17 protein-coding genes are annotated in these 17223 nt (G+C 57.9%); 7 read left to right on the top strand and 10 right to left on the bottom strand.

Annotated features, from left to right (window positions below; all coding sequences use genetic code 11):
- Positions 1-7: 7 nt before the first annotated feature.
- The 5 genes from AC1V0D_RS14790 to AC1V0D_RS14770 all read right to left on the bottom strand — a co-directional run bounded on the left by AC1V0D_RS14790 (position 8) and on the right by AC1V0D_RS14770 (position 3619).
- Positions 8-415, bottom strand: coding sequence for a GFA family protein (locus tag AC1V0D_RS14790; RefSeq protein WP_111207122.1), 408 nt, complete (start codon positions 413-415; stop codon positions 8-10).
- A 150-nt stretch (positions 416-565) separates the two neighbouring features.
- A complete protein-coding gene (locus tag AC1V0D_RS14785; protein ID WP_009092994.1) occupies positions 566-1207 on the bottom strand; it encodes an NrsF family protein in 642 nt (213 codons plus the stop codon).
- Positions 1194-1748, bottom strand: coding sequence for a sigma-70 family RNA polymerase sigma factor (locus tag AC1V0D_RS14780; RefSeq protein WP_140029191.1), 555 nt, complete (start codon positions 1746-1748; stop codon positions 1194-1196). The genes AC1V0D_RS14785 and AC1V0D_RS14780 overlap by 14 nt, the downstream gene beginning before the upstream one ends.
- A 47-nt stretch (positions 1749-1795) precedes the next feature.
- Positions 1796-3037 (bottom strand): protein-disulfide reductase DsbD family protein, encoded by a 1242-nt coding sequence (locus tag AC1V0D_RS14775; RefSeq protein WP_482907666.1) that lies wholly within the window; start codon positions 3035-3037, stop codon positions 1796-1798.
- 24 nt (positions 3038-3061) lie between these two features.
- Positions 3062-3619, bottom strand: a complete 558-nt coding sequence (locus tag AC1V0D_RS14770) for a peroxiredoxin (protein ID WP_009092991.1) — start codon at positions 3617-3619, stop codon at positions 3062-3064.
- 365 nt (positions 3620-3984) lie between these two features.
- On the opposite strand from AC1V0D_RS14770, the gene AC1V0D_RS14765 reads away from it, so the two are divergent.
- The 3 genes from AC1V0D_RS14765 (at position 3985) to AC1V0D_RS14755 (ending at position 5963) form a co-directional block, all read left to right on the top strand.
- Entirely contained in the window at positions 3985-5193 is a 1209-nt protein-coding gene (locus AC1V0D_RS14765) for an aldose 1-epimerase family protein (RefSeq protein ID WP_009092990.1), read from the top strand.
- A 201-nt stretch (positions 5194-5394) separates the two neighbouring features.
- Complete coding sequence (locus tag AC1V0D_RS14760) at positions 5395-5655, top strand: type II toxin-antitoxin system ParD family antitoxin (RefSeq protein WP_009092989.1); 261 nt, start codon at positions 5395-5397, stop codon at positions 5653-5655.
- Complete coding sequence (locus AC1V0D_RS14755) at positions 5655-5963, top strand: type II toxin-antitoxin system RelE/ParE family toxin (RefSeq protein WP_325936836.1); 309 nt, start codon at positions 5655-5657, stop codon at positions 5961-5963. Before AC1V0D_RS14760 ends, AC1V0D_RS14755 begins: the two co-directional genes overlap by 1 nt.
- 194 nt (positions 5964-6157) lie before the next feature.
- Here AC1V0D_RS14755 and AC1V0D_RS14750 read toward each other — a convergent pair whose 3' ends face one another.
- A complete protein-coding gene (locus AC1V0D_RS14750) occupies positions 6158-6553 on the bottom strand; it encodes a DUF4440 domain-containing protein (RefSeq protein ID WP_140923438.1) in 396 nt (131 codons plus the stop codon).
- Positions 6554-6556: 3 nt separating this feature from the next.
- The gene (locus AC1V0D_RS14745; RefSeq protein WP_482907665.1) at positions 6557-7930 is read right to left on the bottom strand and encodes an MFS transporter; all 1374 of its coding nucleotides are present in this window, start codon (positions 7928-7930) and stop codon (positions 6557-6559) included.
- A gap of 124 nt (positions 7931-8054) precedes the next feature.
- On the opposite strand from AC1V0D_RS14745, the gene AC1V0D_RS14740 reads away from it, so the two are divergent.
- The 3 genes from AC1V0D_RS14740 to AC1V0D_RS14730 all read left to right on the top strand — a co-directional run bounded on the left by AC1V0D_RS14740 (position 8055) and on the right by AC1V0D_RS14730 (position 11039).
- Positions 8055-8963 carry a LysR family transcriptional regulator gene (locus tag AC1V0D_RS14740; protein WP_482907664.1) on the top strand — a complete coding sequence of 303 codons (909 nt, stop codon included), beginning with the start codon at positions 8055-8057 and terminating at the stop codon, positions 8961-8963.
- Positions 8964-9129: 166 nt separating this feature from the next.
- The gene (locus AC1V0D_RS14735; RefSeq protein ID WP_471803767.1) at positions 9130-9900 is read left to right on the top strand and encodes an ABC transporter substrate-binding protein; all 771 of its coding nucleotides are present in this window, start codon (positions 9130-9132) and stop codon (positions 9898-9900) included.
- Positions 9901-9935: 35 nt separating this feature from the next.
- Positions 9936-11039 (top strand): DUF2817 domain-containing protein, encoded by a 1104-nt coding sequence (locus AC1V0D_RS14730; protein ID WP_482907735.1) that lies wholly within the window; start codon positions 9936-9938, stop codon positions 11037-11039.
- On the opposite strand, the gene AC1V0D_RS14725 is transcribed toward AC1V0D_RS14730, so the two are convergent.
- The gene (locus AC1V0D_RS14725) at positions 10998-11771 is read right to left on the bottom strand and encodes a 2OG-Fe(II) oxygenase family protein (RefSeq protein ID WP_307745310.1); all 774 of its coding nucleotides are present in this window, start codon (positions 11769-11771) and stop codon (positions 10998-11000) included. The two genes, AC1V0D_RS14730 and AC1V0D_RS14725, sit on opposite strands and share 42 nt — an antisense overlap.
- Positions 11772-11871: 100 nt before the next feature.
- Here AC1V0D_RS14725 and AC1V0D_RS14720 point away from each other — a divergent pair, with 100 nt between their 5' ends.
- On the top strand, positions 11872-12774 hold the full coding sequence (locus AC1V0D_RS14720; protein ID WP_482907663.1) for a LysR substrate-binding domain-containing protein: 903 nt from the start codon (positions 11872-11874) through the stop codon (positions 12772-12774).
- Between the two features lie 41 nt (positions 12775-12815).
- On the opposite strand, the gene uca is transcribed toward AC1V0D_RS14720, so the two are convergent.
- Positions 12816-16421, bottom strand: a complete 3606-nt coding sequence (uca, locus tag AC1V0D_RS14715; protein ID WP_482907662.1) for an urea carboxylase — start codon at positions 16419-16421, stop codon at positions 12816-12818.
- 164 nt (positions 16422-16585) lie between these two features.
- On the bottom strand, positions 16586-17221 hold the full coding sequence (locus tag AC1V0D_RS14710; RefSeq protein ID WP_009092979.1) for an urea amidolyase associated protein UAAP2: 636 nt from the start codon (positions 17219-17221) through the stop codon (positions 16586-16588).
- Between the last annotated feature and the right edge of the window lie 2 nt (positions 17222-17223).

Here is a 17223-nt window from a genome sequence, read left to right as displayed (position 1 = left end):
GGCTGGCTCAGCGGGTCGGGGTGTAAACCAGATGCCCCGCGATCCCACCGGCGCCGCCATCTTTGGGGTGATTCATGCCATCGGAGACCGGCACGTCGGTGAAATCAAAGGGCGAAACCCCGTCCAGGCAGGCGACGTTCACGCCGAACTGATCGGGTTGCGACCGGCTCTGATGGAAGGTGTAGATGCCACAGACCGAACAGAAGTAGTGTCCCACCTGTTTGCTGTTAAAGCGATATTCGGTGAGCTGTGCGTCACCCTGCGTTAACGCCACGTGGGTGGCAAATACCACGACTGCGCCGCGCATCCGGCAAAATGAGCAGTTGCAGCGGCGCACCGTGTTAAACCCATCTTTCAGCGTCACCCTGAATGCCACTGCGCCACAGTGGCATTGAGCCGTTAGTTCTTCGTGCATTGCCTTCTCCCGTGTCGTGATTCCAGCCAGCTTTCAGCCTACGCCAAAGCCTGAGTTTTGACAGCCTCCGCGCCGGATTTGTTGCTAACACGGAGAGCGGGGGGGGGCAGCGCGGGGTAAAGTGGCTGCTGAGAGTGAACGCCGTCGCGGTTACCTCTCCAGCCTGACCCAGCGGCGGCCCGCCAGCACCGTCAGAGCCACTATGGTCAGGCCTGCGGCCAGATGCATGGAGAAGTCGATGGCATGCAGGTGGGTTTCATGGCATAGCGACAGCAGCATAGATGAGGTGAATGCGCTGCTGCAGCCGGTCAGGGCCAGACTGCGCGCCGGATGGAGTGATCGGGTGCGCTGCAGGGCAACCACGGAGATCAGCATCATCGGCACACTGGCAGAGAGCATAAACAGATAGCAGTGTATCCCTTCACCAAACCGGCCTGCTGCCGCTGGCGGTTCCGACGATGACATGTTAATCAGATTCAGCGCCAGCCAGATCGCCGTCAGCACCGCCGAACCGCGCAGGCTGAGGGGTTTCCTTCCCGCAATGCTCAGTGTAAAGGCTGCCGCCAGCATGTTGCCCGCGATGATAAGTGACAGCACCAGGCCGGCAAGCGCCAGTAACGCGCCGGGCTGTGACCAGTCTGTCTGCCTGGTGTGAAATGCCCAGCTGCTCAGCGCACCGCATGGCAGGGCCAGCGCGATCCAGCCCGCCACCCGCCAGGGTGTTGGCCACACCCGTCGTACCGGCTGCGCAGAGGCGCTGAGCTGATTAATTAGCTGGTCATGATTTTTCATGATGACCCCGTCCATATTTACGAAGATTAACCATTGCGCGATGCAACAGGGATTTAACCGCAGAGAGCGACTGATGCGTTTCAGCGGCCGCCTGCGCCAGGCTCTGCTCACGCAGATGTACGGATTCAACAATTTCCCGCTGACGCAGCGGAAGGGTGTCCAGATAACCCGAGAGGATATCGGCATCGGCGGCGGTGTCAGCCCCTGCAGCAGGCTGGCGTTGCAGCACCTCCTCATCCTGGACTTCCTGACGTCGGCCATGCTGACGCAGCGCATCAATGGTCCGGGCAGCGGTGATAGCCGCTACCCAGGGAAGGATAGGCCGCTGCGGATCGTAGGTATGCCGCACCCGGTGGATCGCCAGCAGCGTCTCCTGAATCACATCCTCAACCAGGGCCTCGTCGCGGATTTTTTTGCACACCAGTGCCCGGATGGCCGGAACCATCGCTTTCAGTAACTGGTTATAGGCCGCTCTGTCGCCCGCCTGTGCGCGTGCCATCAGCGCTGGCCACTGCTGTGCGCGCCGATCAGTTTCTGGCATCGGACATCAGCCGGTCAGCGCCCCAGGCGCCTGTTGGTTCAGTCGTTTCAGGTTTTCTTTCCTTTTTCCGTCGCCTTATCCAGCGCTGATATGACAATCCCCGGCGTCAGCACCTGTGGCAGCACTTCCGGTTTCCCCCCGTCAGCCGGGTAGACCACGTAGAGCGGGAGTCCGCCACGACCGAAGTCGCTGAGTGCCTGTTCCACATCAGGATTGTACTGGGTGGAGTCCGCCACCATGTAGATCGTACTGGTGCGCGCCATCGCGGCTTTTACCGCCTGCGTCGACAGCGAGGTGCGGTCGTTGACCTGACAGGTGATACACCAGGAAGCCGTGAAGTTCACTAAAATGGGCTTGCCCTGGCCTTTGATCGCGTCAACGTTTTGCGGTGACCAGGCAACGGCAGCGGCCGCCTGTGAGGCGGTATCTGTGTCGGCAGGTGCGGCGGCAAAACTGTTGAGGTTCATCAAAGGCACCACGACCAGCGCGAGGAAAAACGCGGTGGCAACATGCAGCATCCCGTGACGCTGACCCATCATACGGCGTTTCTGCGCCATGCCATACAGCCACGCTGCAAAACTCAGCAGCAGGCAGCAGGCCAGGATCGCGGCCAGAGCGGCTGAGCCTGCCTGACGTTCCAGTACCCAGATCAACCAGCCCACCGCGCCGAGCATCGGGAAGGCCAGGCCCTGTTTTAGCGTGTTCATCCAGGCGCCCGGTTTTGGCAGAATCCGCGCCAGCACCGGAAAAAAGGAGATCAGGGTGAAGGGGGCAGCGAAGCCCAGCGCCAGCGCGATAAAGATCACCAGGCTGACCAGCGGGGGCTGCGTCAGCGCATAGCCTACTGCGCTCGCCATATAAGGTGCGCTACAGGGCGTGGCGACGATAATAGCCAGCGCGCCGGTCAGTGCCGACCCCACCAGACCACCGCGGTCGCTTCCCACGCCGCCAACCCGCTGTATCGACAGCCCGACTTCAAACAGTCCGAGCAGGTTCAGCGCCGAACCCAGCATCACCAGAATCAGGGCAGCGATGACCAGTGGCGATTGCAGCTGAAAGCCCCAGCCCACCGATGCACCGCCTGCCCGTGCCAGCAGCAGCACCGCCGTCAGGGCGACCATGGTCACCACGACGCCCAGCAGAAACGCCACGCCCTCCGCTCTGGCGTGCGAAGGGGTGGCATGATGGCGGATCAGGCTCAGCGCTTTCAGTGAAATCACCGGAAACACGCAGGGCATGAGGTTCAGAATAATGCCGCCCAGAAAGGCGGCTGCAATCGCAGTCAGCATGATTTACCTGCTCAGATGATGAAGTTATGCCGGGTTGGCCTGACGATATTTCTTAACGGCATCCATGGCTTTCTGGATATGCGCGTCAGGGTTTTTATCGGTATAGCTCAGCAGGATTTTCCCATCGGGTGCGATGACGTAAGAGGTGCGGTCTGACACCTTCTGCCCCTTCATCTCCATTGTGCTCTTATACTCTGCGGCCACTTTCGCACCCGGATCGGCGGCAACGGTAAACTTGTCACGGCACTCAAGCTGAGAGAACTTCGCAATCTGATCGGTGTTACCCGCGGTCACGCCAATGACGGTCGCACCCAGTTTACTGAACTCGTCGGTCGCTTCAGCAAAATCATGCGCTTCCAGCGTGCAGCCCGCACTGAAGGCCGCAGGGAAAAAGTAGAGCACAACCGGGCCTTTTTTCAGGGCCTGTTGCAGTGAAAAGGTGGTGGATTTACCCGCCAGGGCCGCATCCAGTTTAAAATCTGGCGCTTTCTCTCCAGCCTGTAATGCCGCAAAGGCGGAGGTTGCCGGAACACTCAGGGCCAGCAGCGTCGCGACAGCCAGGGTTTTCAGGGTCTTTTTCATTGGCTTTACTCTCTCCATTGACGATCAGACGGGGTTGTCTGACGTCCCTGTTAACAGGTTCGTTTAAAACTGGAAAAAGTTGCGGCGTCTGAAAATTTTTTTATCGTTTTTTTAATCCACTGTTATCTGCCGGTTATGAGAACAGTGCGTGTCACACGCTGAATCGAGTAAAGCCAAGTCTGTTCAGTTTCACAAAATCCGTCGTGATTATTCATTTCCGGACGCTTTTATGTGATTCAGCCCGCATTACTGTCGCTAAAACAGAGCCATTTCACGTCAGGTGAGCATCGTCACGTTTCTTTTAACCTTCAGTCAGTAAATTTTACTTATGTTATGAAAAAACGATTCAGCTAACGGAGCGATGAATGAAGATTAAACTGGCGTTAACGGTACTGGCGGTGCTGGTTTCAGGTTCTGCTGCGGCAAAAACCTGGGTGCTGACGAGTGCTGAACAGGGCACTGAGCAGGGAAACTGGCAGATTTCCAGCGGTGAGCTGAAGTTGCAGGGTAAACCGTTCAGCATCGAACAGAAAGTGCTTCATGGCGGTAAGCAGGAGGGCAGTAAGATCCTGACGATTCGCAGTCAGGATGGCCTGACCATTACGCTGAGTCCGACCCGCGGGATGAATCTGTTGCGCGTGGAAGGTTTTGGTTCCCGTATGGGCTGGGATTCTCCCGTGAAAGAGGTGGTCAACCCGGCTTACATCAATCTTGAAAGCCGTAATGGCCTGGGCTGGCTGGATGGCTTTAATGAGATGATGGTGCGCTGCGGCTATGAATGGACCGGTCATCCGGTGACGGACGAAGGGCGCATCTATACGCTGCACGGCAAAGCCGGTAACACACCCGTCTCTCAGCTGGAAGTTGAGGTGGCTGACGCGGCACCCCATGAGATCCGCATTCGGGGTCTGATTAAAGAGAGCACCTTTAAGAAAGCCGATTTGCAGACCCTGACCGAACTGCGCTATGTGCCGGGCAGTAACAGCTTCAGCCTGCACGATGTGCTGACCAACCATGCTGACTATCCGCACGACTATCAGATCATCTATCACAGCAACTTCGGCACGCCGATTCTGGAAGAGGGCGCACGCTTCCTGGCACCGATGTCCGGCATCAGTCCGTTCAACGACTATGCCAAAGCCGGATTAAAAGAGTGGCAGACCTATAAAGGTCCGACCAAAGATTTTGATGAGATGGTGTTTAACATCAAGCCGCTGTCGGACAGCAATCACCAGACCGTTGCCGCAGTCATCAATAAAGCCGGGACGGGCGGTGCCTCAATCCAGTTTGATACCCGCCAGCTGCCGCTGCTGACCCTGTGGAAAAATACCGACACCCTGAAACAGGGTTATGTCACCGGCATTGAACCCGGTACCAGTTATGCCTATCCGGTGACGATTGAACGTGAGCAGAAGCGCGTGAAGCAGCTGCAGCCGGGTGCCAGCACCGCGTTTGATCTGACTTACACCCTGCTGCACAGCAGCGAGCAGGTCAGTGATGTTGAGAAACGCATCAGGAGCATTCAGGGCGAAACGAAGATTGACGAGAGCGAGACGCCGATCGCGAAAGAGTAACGCGTGATTCTGACCCCGGCTAAATTGCCGGGGTTTAACGTTATGTATCAATAGTGCCATTGCGAGAGCACACCGTTGGCCGATGCAAAGTTACTTATTCGGCAAAATTGCCGGAACTCATGAAGCCGAAAGTTGATGGGGAAAGATAACTCTGAAATACTAATAGTTATTAACTGATAGTAACCCGGAGGGAGTGTCATCATGCCAACAAGCGTAGCCCTAAGCCCTTACTTTGAAGCATTTATACGAGACCAGATAGAAAGCGGGCGATATAACAACACCAGTGAAGTGATCCGTGCGGGACTCAGAGCGCTTGAAGAACGTGAGCAACAGATGAAACTTGATGCTCTGCAAAAAGCAGTCAGCGCTGGCATAGAGAGCGGCGAGAGTAAAAACGCGGAAGAGGTGTTTAGTCGCCTTTCGCAGAAATATCGGCGGCAGGCCGAGGGTGGTAAAGCGTAATGAAACTGGGTCTGTCGCCTCTGGCAGAACAGGATCTGGAGGCCATCGGTGACTATATTGCGCAGGATAACCCGATTCGTGCGATAAGTTTTATGGAAGAACTGTATCAGCAGTGTCTGCTGATAGCGGAGTCACCAGCTATCTACCGGGAAAGACCGGAACTGGGTCAGAGCGTCAGAAGTTGTGCTTACGGACGATATCTTATTGTGTTCAGGGTGATGGATTACGAAGTGCGTATAGAAAGATTTCTGCATAGCTCACGGGATGTTATTACGCTTTTATCTGAGCGGGAGCCGCCAGAAAGCTAATTTTGACCGGACTAACTGAGTACATCACCGCTGAAATTAATCATAAAAACTCTTCCGGAGTAGTGACGCTAGTGCCTCCATGTGATTAAAGAACCTGAACAGCAGGTGAGTTGATGTCGCATCGACCCCCCTGAATGTCTGAGAGACTTTATTTAACATAAGATAGATTATGCGCATTTAGCAGCCATCTGATTTTATGCCTGCGGCAACGCTGTCTCGTGCAGATGGCGCCATCGTATATTGCCATCATCCTCTGATTCAAACACCACCGTAGAAAAACGGAGCGTGGCGCTTTGTCCGGGAAGCTGCTGCCACTCTTTATAGACGACGGTGGCAGATTTTTCGCCTTCAGCAATGACCTGCATATCGCCGATATCAATGTTCAGACCCGGTCTTGCCCCACGCTGCGTGCGGAAAAAAGTGTTCAGAGCAGCAAAGTCCAGCACGGTGCCGCCCGGTGTCACCATGGAGAACGCAGGACTAAAACGGCCCAGCAGTTTCTCGCAAACGTCATCGTGAGCCGTTTCATCGCCGAGCCAGCGGCTGATCAGCGTATGGGCATCCAGAACTTCCTGACAGTAACGGTTCATTTTTCACTCCTCATTAAGGGTACTAACAACCTTTTGATTTGAAATACGAAAACAGCACAGCACAGGAACGACAGCGCTGCATGCCGCTATAACAAAACAGAGATGATAAGCGCGCATCACCGGGAAGCCTGTATTCACCAGCAGGTTAAACAGCAGGCTGACCAGTGTGACACCCAGGCAAAAACTGAGTTGCCGGTTGATATTCCATATGGCACTGGCATCAGCCAGATCGTTATGGGTGATTTGAATAAATGCAGAACTCTGAGCCGTGCTGCTACACAAGCTGCCACCCAATCCCATCAACGTGAATGCGATGACAAAAACAACGGCATCTGCTGGCTGGTCTGTCATTGCCAGCATGCCAATACCTGCAGCCTGCACCAGACATCCAGCGATAAACAGCGGGCGCGGTCCCCAGAGGTTAAATCGCCTGCCGGTCAGACTGATGGCGGCAAAGGAAGCCAGTGACCATGGCAGCATCAGTGCGCCCGCAAAGCCTGCGTGCACAGCGAGCTGGTTTTGCAGATAGAGCATGGTGAGCATACTGACCCCGGTGAACACCCCGGGTATGAACTGATAAATCAGCATGGCGGTCTGCAGAAGCGGCTCCCTGACAAGGTGCAGGTTAATCAGGGGATGGCGCTTTGCCAGCGCGTTCTTCACGTAGCCAGCCAGCGTTATCACACCCATAAGCAGCATCCCTGCCCCCTGAGCAAAGCGATCAGCTTCACCCAGCGCGGTCAGTCCGAGAAGGATCAGCGTGAGTGCGGTACAGCTGCTGATTAAACCCACCAGGTCCAGAGCTTCAGATGATCGCAGCGCCCTCTCTGCTTTCAGCCAGCATGCCGCCAGGACAAACGCCACACCCGCGAGTGGCAGGCTGATCAGGAACACCCAGCGCCAGCTCAGGCTCTCAACCAGCACACCCCCCAACAGAGGCGAAAGTGCAGGTGCGAGCAAAGCTACCAGCATGACGGCAGACGATAACTTTGCGCGTTCACTGCTCCTGTAGAGCTGATAAGTCATCGTCTGACCCAGAGGGATCAACAGTCCACCACCGAGACCCTGGATGAAACGCCACAGGATGAGCTGAGCCATTGAGGTTGATGCGCCTGTGCCACAGGTGCCAGCCATAAAAACCAGCAGTGAAAGCATAAACAGGCGTCTGGACCCTATACGTCTGGCCAGCCAGCCACTCAGCGGGATGACCAGTGTCAGACCCAGGATGTAACCATTACTTATCCACGCCAGCTGGCTTACCGGTGCATCAAACTGTCTGCCGATCTCAGGGTATGCCACATTGGCGATAAACATATTCACTAAGTCGACGAAAAAACCCAGCAGATAAAGGCTGGCCACGCGCCCGCGATAACTCATATTTTTTCCGGCGTAGAGAACAGGAGGCACGCAGTATAGGGGGAGCCAGTATGGGGATAAATTCACTGCCGCTTGTTACACTGTCAAAATTATTTTGACAATGGTCTCACCCAAAGGAAGCACAATGATCAATATGCAGCGGCTGGGAATCTTCGTCGCCGTCGTCGGGGCTGGCAGTTTTACCGGGGCCGCTCAGACGCTCGGACTTACCCGGGCCGTCGTGAGCTTCAACATCAAACAGCTTGAAGAAGAGCTGGGTGTCTCGTTACTCGTCAGAAGCACCCGACGTGTTTCAGCCACCGATACCGGCGAACGATTTTATCATCGCTGCCTTCAGCTGCTTCAGGATGCGGAAAGCGTTCTGGAGGATGTTCGCGGCGATCACACAGGGTTAAGCGGCTCACTCAGGATTACGACTACCCCTGAGTATGGTGCGCGCGTCATCGTGCCAGCCCTGGCTGCGTTTGCGCAAAAACATCCTCAGCTGCGGATACAGCATGTGTCATCGTCTCAGACCGATGACCTTATTGCCGGGCGCTTTGATGTGGCGATACGACTGGGACATCTTGCCGATTCGACTCATCATGCGCGACGCCTCGATCAATTTGCGATTTATGCGGTCGCAGCGCCCTCTTACCTCAACACCCTGGCTGACTCCGCCATCCAGAATCCCGAACAGCTCGCGTCAGCAACATGGATAGCGCACAGTCGTCTGTCGACGCCCTTAAGCTGGCAGATAGTGACCCCGGACGGAGAGAGTGTGCTTCTGAGCGCCCGTCACCCCGCCAGGATTGTCGCCGACAGCGCCTCATCTTTACGGGCTTTTGCGTTATCAGGGGCAGGCGTGGCGATCCTGCCTGAGTGGCTTGTCGCAGATGACATTGCGAATGGCGGATTAGTTCGCTTGCTGCCCGATCATCACTTTCCGCAGCAGGGGATTTATGCGCTCTACCCCAATACGCGCCATGTGCCTGAGAAAGTCCGAGCGTTTATCGATTTCCTGCATCAGCGGCTCACGTCCCTCAGAGGGTAATGGTCCGTCATTAAGCAAAAGTTAATACCGTATAAAAACCCGCTAACCCCTTTATTACTATAAGATTTTGCTCTGGTTCAGTGCGGTTATTCGCTGGTGATGAGGGAACCCCCATGCTATTAAATCTGAGGTCACTATGACATTCACCTGACTCCGGGAAATAAATATGAAAAAGAACGTCTCTCTCGCGTTACTGTTTTCGCTCACCGCTTTCTCACAGGTGGCTCTGGCGCAGCAGACGCTGCGCTTCGGGGTTGACCCGACATTTCCCCCTTTTGAATCTAAGGCGGCAGATGGGTCGCTGCAGGGTTTTGACATTGATATTGGTAATGCCATCTGTGCGCAGGCAAAGGTGAAGTGTCAGTGGGTGCAGATGGGGTTCGACAGCAGCATCCCTGCCCTTCAGGCGAAGAAATTTGATGCCATCCTGTCAGCGATGTCGATGACCGATAAGCGTCGCCAGCAGGTGGCTTTCAGTGACATGCTCTATAACACCCCCAGTGCGTTACTGGCACCGGCGGCCAGTAATCTGACGACCGACGTTGCCTCACTGCGCGGCAAGACGATCGGGGTGGCTCAGGGCACCATTCAGGAAACGTACGCCAAAACTAAATGGGAAGGCCAGGGCGTGAAAGTCATCTCTTACCCTAATCAGATGGAGGTCTATCCCGATCTGGTTGCCGGGCGTCTCGATGGCAGCCTGGCCAACGCGGTCTCCGCTGAGCAGGGATTTCTCACCACTCAGGAAGGCAAGCCCTACGCCATTAAAGGCACTCTGGTGGATAAAGTGATATTTGGCGATGGTGTGGGTATCGCGTTACGCAAAGGCGATGATGCTAACCTGAAGATGATCAACGCGGCGCTGGCGGAGCTTCATCACAACGGCACCTACGACCAGCTGACCAGAAAGTACTTCAGATTCAGGGTTTACCCGTGACGGTCCCGCGCGACGATTGCAGGCGTCTGGATACTATGGCCTTGCCCGACTATCTGATTCAGCGCGCACGCTTTCTGGTGGCTGCAGAACGTACAGGCGCGGTGGTGACTTCTTACCGCCATCCCCTGCCTGGCCCGCAGGGCGAGGCGCTCTATACGGATGTGGCCCGACGGGGTCCTGCAGACGCGTCACGCGTTATGCTGGTTATCTCCGGCATACACGGCGTCGAAGGTTATTATGGTTCGGATTGCCAGATAGCCTGGCTGGAGACGCGCGACGAAAACGCGCTCCCTGCTGACACGGCGCTGGTGCTGGTTCATCTGCTTAATCCCTGGGGCGCGGCCCATCTGCGGCGCGTCAATGAAGATAATATCGATCTTAACCGTCATTTTATCGACTTCAGCCAGCCGCTGCCCGCTAATCCCGCCTACGCCGGGTTACACTCCCTTTATCATGGCGACCGTGACAGCGCTGATCGGCAGCTGACCGAAGTCCTGCGTGACACCGGCTGGCAGGCAGTTAAACGCATTGCAGAAGCGGGGCAGTATACGTCTGCTGAAGACTTTTTCTTTGGTGGAACACAGCCCGCCTGGTCCTTTAACACGATGGCGGAGATCGTTGCGCAGCATCTCTCCGTGGCGAAAACCATCATCAGCTTCGATCTCCATACCGGAGCCGGAGCCTGGGGGCATCCCATGCTGCTCTCCATTGCAGAGCAGCATTATGCCGCCCATGAGTGGGGCAAAGACATTTATGGCGAGTGGCTGACGCTGCTCTATACCGGCGCCGGGCGGGACAGCGCCACCGGCATTACGACAACCGCGACAGGCTATCTGTCACAGTATCTGCTGACCTCCCTCGCCGGCACGCTGATATTACCGCTGGTGGTCGAATGCGGAACTTATGAAGGGGAAGAGATGCATCGGCGGGTGCGGGACGATCACTGGCTTCATCTCTCTGGCGACCCCGCCAGTGCAGAGGGCCAGAGGATCAAAGCAAACCTTGTCGAAGGATTCTGGCCCTGCGATGCAGACTGGCGGGCGTTAGTGGCTTTCCGCACGCAGCAAATCTTTAAGCGCGGCTGGCGTGCCCTGATTTCACAGTCTGCCGTAAAAAGTCATCCGCGCGGTTTCGGATAGCGCAATGCCGGGCTGCGTGTTGTAAGCCAGCACCGCCAGCATGCGGGTTACCTCACCTTCGGTCGGGGTCACGCGGTGCAGGGCGTTGCGCCCGCGAAACAGCACCAGATCGCCGGGCTCAATCGCCAGGGCCTCGACCGGCAGGCGTTCATCCAGCACCGCCGCGACGCCTGCATAATTCATCTCACCGGCATCGGCATCCCGCAGATCCTTCACATACTGAAACACCCCGCCCGCCTGCGGTTTTTGCACCAGCAGGGTGATAGCAAAAGAGGAGTTGTCAAAGTGCCAGCCCAGCTCCTGACCGTGAGGCGCATAATGCAGGTTGATCGACGAAAGCGGATCGGCATAGGGATAGAGCGCGTCCTCTCCCAGCACGTCGCAGAGGAACTGTTTGAACAGCTCATCCGTATAAAGCTGACGCAGCGGGGAGTCGGTCGCGATAGCGTCATCGGTAATGCAGCCTTTGGTGCTGATCACGTCACGATTGCGCGGATGATCGGCGCTGAAGGCCGCATCAGGTTTCATCAGATAAACGTTATGTTTGCTGAGCGTGTGATAAGCCAGGTGACGCTGCGCGTTGCCCTCCTGAACTATCGCTTCCAGAGCGGCGGTCTGTAAGAACTGACGCAGGACCAGCGCGCCAGCGTGATTTAATTGTTCACGACAGCGGTGACGCCAGCCACGATCGGCCAGCGGATGAAGATCAAGACGAACCAGGGAGTCAGTCATAGCAACAGTTCTCATCATGAGCAGGAGTGATGCTACTCTACCTGTCGCCTGCTAAGCCTGTGTAACGATAAAAACTTAATACCCTGATAAGGAAGCGTTAATGCCTGCCCACTCACCCCGGTTGCCCAAAATCAGTGTTATCCAGTCCTTTAAAGTGGCCGCCGAACTGGGCAGCCTGGCGAAAGCGGCGGCCCAGCTGGCATTGACGCCGGCGGCGGTGAGCCAGCAGATTCGTCAGCTGGAGGAGCAGCTCGGCAGTGCGCTCTTTTTACGCACCCAGAGCGGCGTGATGCTGACTGACACCGGCAAGGCCTATCTGCGTTACGTCACCGAAGCCTTTGATATCCTGCACCTGGGTCAGCAGAATATCCGCCATGCGGCGAAAGCGCCGACACTCACGCTCTATGCCTTACCAGCGCTGGCGTCCAAATGGCTGTTGCCCCGGCTGGCGAGCTGGCGCGCCTGTTGCCCCGATAGCGATCTGTCGTTACACGGCACGCACGCGCAGGTTGATTTCACAGCGATGCCTGCAGACTTCGTCATCTGCTTTGGGGAAGATCGCTATCCGCAGCTGGACAAACAGTGGTTATTCCATGATGAGGTGCTGCCGGTTGCCAGCCCCGCCTCACTCCAGCGCTATACGCCAGAAACGATCTTCCGTCAGGCACCTTTAATTCACCTCGACTGGGGCAATGAGGGCCGGTTCCTGCCGGACTGGCGAAGCTGGTTTCAGGCCAGAGGCGTGGACGAACCGGCTCCGCAGCCCGCATTCAGTTTCAATCTGACCTCGCTGGCAATTGATGCTGCCGTGGCGGGGGCCGGTCTGCTGCTGGGGCAGCGCCGCCTGATCGCGGCGGAGCTGGCGCGGGGCGAACTGGTGATCGTCGACGATTTCAGTCTGCCGCTGAGCAAACCCTATTATCTTGCCTGGCCGCAGCGCACGCTGAGTCAGCCGGGCAGCGAGGCGCTGATTACCTGGCTGCGTGAAGCGGGCGCAGGCTAAGAAGCGTTCTGCGTGACAGGTGACCCTGTCACGCAGTGCTGTTAAGACCGATCTTCAAGAATAATGGCCACCCGCTGTCCTGCCCGCACGGCGCTGCCCGGCTGCACGCTGACCTGCTGAATCACCCCGTCACAGGGGGCCAGCAGCGGAATCTCCATTTTCATCGATTCCAGCACCACCAGCGTATCGCCCGCCTTTACGCGGCACCCCGCTGCCGTCTGAACCTGCCACAGGTTACCGGAAACCGGACTTTCAACGCCCTGCTCCCCGGCCTGAAGCGGCGCGTCTCCCGTTTCCGCCACCTCACTCTCCTGATTGGTGTAATGTGCCTGTCCGCTGGCTATCCAGCGGTCACGCTCAGCATTGAACGCCTGTTGCTGATGTTGACGAAACGCGCTGATGCTCCCGGCTTCACGGTCGAGGAAATGCTGATATTCAGCCAGCCGCAGCGTGCCCTGTTCTATGCGCAGCGGGTAGCGCCCTACGGGAAAATCGCGACGGATCTGCAGCAGCTCATCAGCCGAAACCGGATAGAAACGAATCTGGTCGAAAAAGCGCAGCAGCCAGGGCTTACCGCCAAAATCGGCGACATCGCGATAGCGATTCCACATCTGCAGCGTGCGGCCAACAAACTGATAGCCGCCAGGCCCTTCCATGCCGTAGACACAGAGATAAGCCCCGCCAATCCCCACCGAGTTTTCGGCCGTCCAGGTGCGTGCCGGATTATATTTCGTCGTGACAAGACGATGGCGGGGATCCAGCGGTGTGGCGACGGGCGCGCCGAGATAGACGTCGCCCAGCCCCATCACCAGATAGTGGGCATCAAACACCGTCTGCCATACGGCCTGCTTATCCGGCAGATCGTTGATCCGGCGGATAAACTCCAGGTTGTCCGGGCACCAGGGGGCGTCCTGCCGCACGGTGGTCATATATTTTTCGACCGCTTTCTGACAGGCGGGATCGTCCCAGGAGAGCGGCAGATGCACCACGCGCGTTGGCACCTGAAGGTCATCACTTGTGCAGACGCTCTCCCACGCCTCCCGCACCCACGCCAGCAGCGCCTCCGGGGTCAGGGTTTCCGGCTGGAAATGGATCTGCAGGGAGCGGATGCCGGGCGTGATATCAACGACCCCCGGACGGGATTGCGCTTCCATCGCCTGCATCAGCGCGTGGATGCGAAAACGCAGCACCAGATCCAGTTCCGGCTCGCCAGCTTCCAGCAGCAGATGCGTATCGCCTGAGAGACGCGCCACCAGACGCTTATCCTCTTTACCGCAGGTCATCACGACAGGCGACGTGAGCGGTGCCGGCTGCCAGGCAATCGTCTGTGGCTGAAGCGTTGCCAGCTCGGCACGTCCTCCTGCGGCCAGTCGGCGGGCGGTGGGAATATCCACCGCCACAAACTGCACCTTATCACCGGCTTTAAGCTGGCCCAGCTGACAGAGATCCGCTTCGATGACCGTCACCGGGCAGACGAAGCCGCCCAGACTGGGGCCATCGGGACCGAGAATGACCGGCATGTCGCCGGTGAAATCCACTGCGCCAATCGCGTAAGGATTATCATGAATGTTGGAAGGATGCAGTCCCGCCTCACCCCCGCTCTCGCGGGCCCAGATCGGCTTCGGTCCAATCAGGCGAACACCGGTACGGCTGGAGTTGAAGTGCACTTCCCATTCGGTGGCAAAAAAAGTCCCGATATAGTCGGGCGTAAAAAACTCCGGCGCGCCTTGGGGGCCATAAATTACCCTCAGCGTGCGCACCGCGGCCAGCCCCGTGCAGAGCGAGGCGGGCAGTGCTGTGCCCGTCACGTCTGCCGGGCGCGGTGCCAGGTGAAGCACATCGCCGCTGCGCAGCGCCCGGCCTCCGTGTCCCCCGAACTGGCCGAGCGTAAAGGTGCTTTTGCTGCCCAGATAGTCCGGCACCTGAATCCCGCCGCTCAGGCAGAGGTAGCTTCTGACGCCTGGACCGGCGATCGCGCCCAGCTTCAGCGTTGAGCCTGCCGGAACAGTAAAGACGCTATTCATCGGCTGATCGACCCCCTCCAGCGTGACGGGGAGCGGCGCTCCGCAGACCACCGCCTGCACCTCGGTATTCAGTTTCAGGGTCGGGCCGTTAAGGGTGATCTCCAGCGCGGCGTCGCCCTCAGCGTTGCCCAGCAGGCGGTTGCCGAAGCGCAGCGCGCGGTCATCCATCGGTCCCGAAGGCGGCACCCCCACCGCCCAGTAGCCCAGACGGCCGGGATAGTCCTGCACGCTGGTCTGGGTTCCGGCACTCAGCACCTCCAGCGTGGCCGCCTGATAACCGAGCTGCTCCAGACAGCGGGTCCAGGGTTCCCCTGTGGTGAATGGCGCGAAAGCCAGTATCTGCAGCAGATAGAGGCGATTGGTCTCGACGCCATATAACCGGGTTTCCGCCAGCGCCTGAGCCAGCGTGGCAATGGCTTCGTCGCGAGTGGGACAGCAGGCGATGGTTTTCGCCAGCATCGGATCGAAAAAGGGCGGCACTTCACTGCCCGCTTCTACCCAGCGGTCGATACGCAGCGTCTTTCCCCCGGCTGGCGGGAAAAAAACATCGGTCAGCAGACCGGGTGATGGCTGAAACTGCCGTCCCGGATCTTCCGCGTAGATCCGGGCCTGAATGGCGTGGCCCTGTGGTTTCAGCGTGGCGGCTAAACGATCCAGCGGCGGGAGCTCCCCGGCGGCCAGTTCGATCATCCACTGCACCAGGTCAACCCCCCACACCTGCTCGGTGACCCCATGTTCGACCTGAAGGCGGGTGTTCACTTCCAGAAAATAGAAGTGCTGCGCCGCGCTGTCATAGACAAATTCCACCGTTCCGGCGCTGCGATAGTTCACCGCTTTGCCCAGCGCGATGGCGGCGGAACAGAGTGCCTCTGCCATGCCGTCAGGCAGATTGGGTGCAGGTGTCTCTTCAATAACTTTCTGATTACGACGCTGAACCGAGCAGTCACGCACGCCGAGCGCGATCACTCCGCCTTTGCCATCACCGAAAATCTGCACCTCAAGATGACGGGCGCGTTCGATATATTTTTCGAGAAAGACCCCGGCATCGCTGAAGTTGTTCTGGCCAAGACGCTGCACCGTGTCAAACGCGTCGGCGAGTTCATCCTCATCGCGGCAGACGCGCATACCGATGCCGCCGCCGCCTGCGGTGCTTTTCAGCATGACCGGATAGCCGACCTGGGCCGCTGCCCGGCGGGCTTCATGGCGGTCCGCCAGCAGTTCACTTCCCTCCAGCAGCGGAACACCTTCGGCTTTTGCCAGAGCGCGTGCCGTGTGTTTCAGGCCGAAAGTACGCAGCTGCTGGGGCGTGGGGCCGACAAAAATCAGGCCCGCCGCCTCGCACGCCTCGGCAAAGGCGGCATTTTCCGAGAGGAAACCGTAGCCGGGGTGGATCGCTTTCGCCCCGCTCTGCCGTGCGGCGGCGATGATCTTCTCCGCCACCAGATAGGTTTGCGCGGCGGGCCCGTCGCCCAGGCTGATCGCGCTATCCGCCTCACGGATATGCAGGCTGCTCAGGTCAGCCTCAGAGTAAACGGCGACGCCTTTCACCTGCATGGCGTGCAGGGTACGCAGAATGCGGCAGGCGATCGCGCCGCGATTGGCAATCAGTAACGTATCAAACATAGGTGATGCTCACAGGGAGGCGGGTCGTCCCGCAGAATTCGCTATTCCCTGGGGCCGTCCCCGGGGATGACCGGCACCTGAACAGTGCAGCGGCGGTAGAGGCAGACAGGCGATCGATCAGAGCGGGAATGTCAGGCCCGGATGTCGCGCTGTCGGATGCAGATTCAGTTCCACACCAGCACCTCTGCAGGCGTCGGGTTCCAGCCGTTGCAGGGATTATTGAGCTGGGGACAGTTCGAGATGAGCACCATCACGTCACACGCCGCGATCAGATCAACATATTTGCCGGGGGCTGACAGTCCATCTTCAAAGGTCAGCCGCCCTTCCGGCGTCACCGGAACGTTCATAAAAAAGTTGATATTGGCGCCGATATCGCGCTTGTGAAGGCGGCCATCATGCAGGCAGGCGCAGAGAAAGTTATCCCGGCAGCTATGCATGTAGCGCTTATCGTGGGCATAGCGCACTGTGTTGCTCTCCTGGGAGCAGGCCCCGCCCAGGGTGTCGTGGCGTCCGCAGGTATCGGCAACCAGGGTCAGCAGCGGATTACCGAGATTGGAGTAGAGCACGCTGCCGGTAGTCAGATAGACCTTTCCCTGACGACGCAGGGTGCGCTGGGGATCGTAGCGCTCGCGGGGGTTATCGGCGCGATAGAACAGGGTATCGATTGCCTGGTTACCTTCGAGATCGAGCAGCCGCAGCCGCTGCCCTTTTTTGACCTCAAACAGACAGGGCTCCCCGGCCGGGATCACATGACGCCAGACTGCCGTTTCAGGATGATAATCAGGGGTAATCGCTGTCATCA

Source organism: Pantoea sp. PA1, from assembly GCF_056856975.1.
The sequence above is the reverse complement of the archived record's forward strand: the minus strand, read 5'-3'. Positions and strand labels throughout refer to the sequence as shown.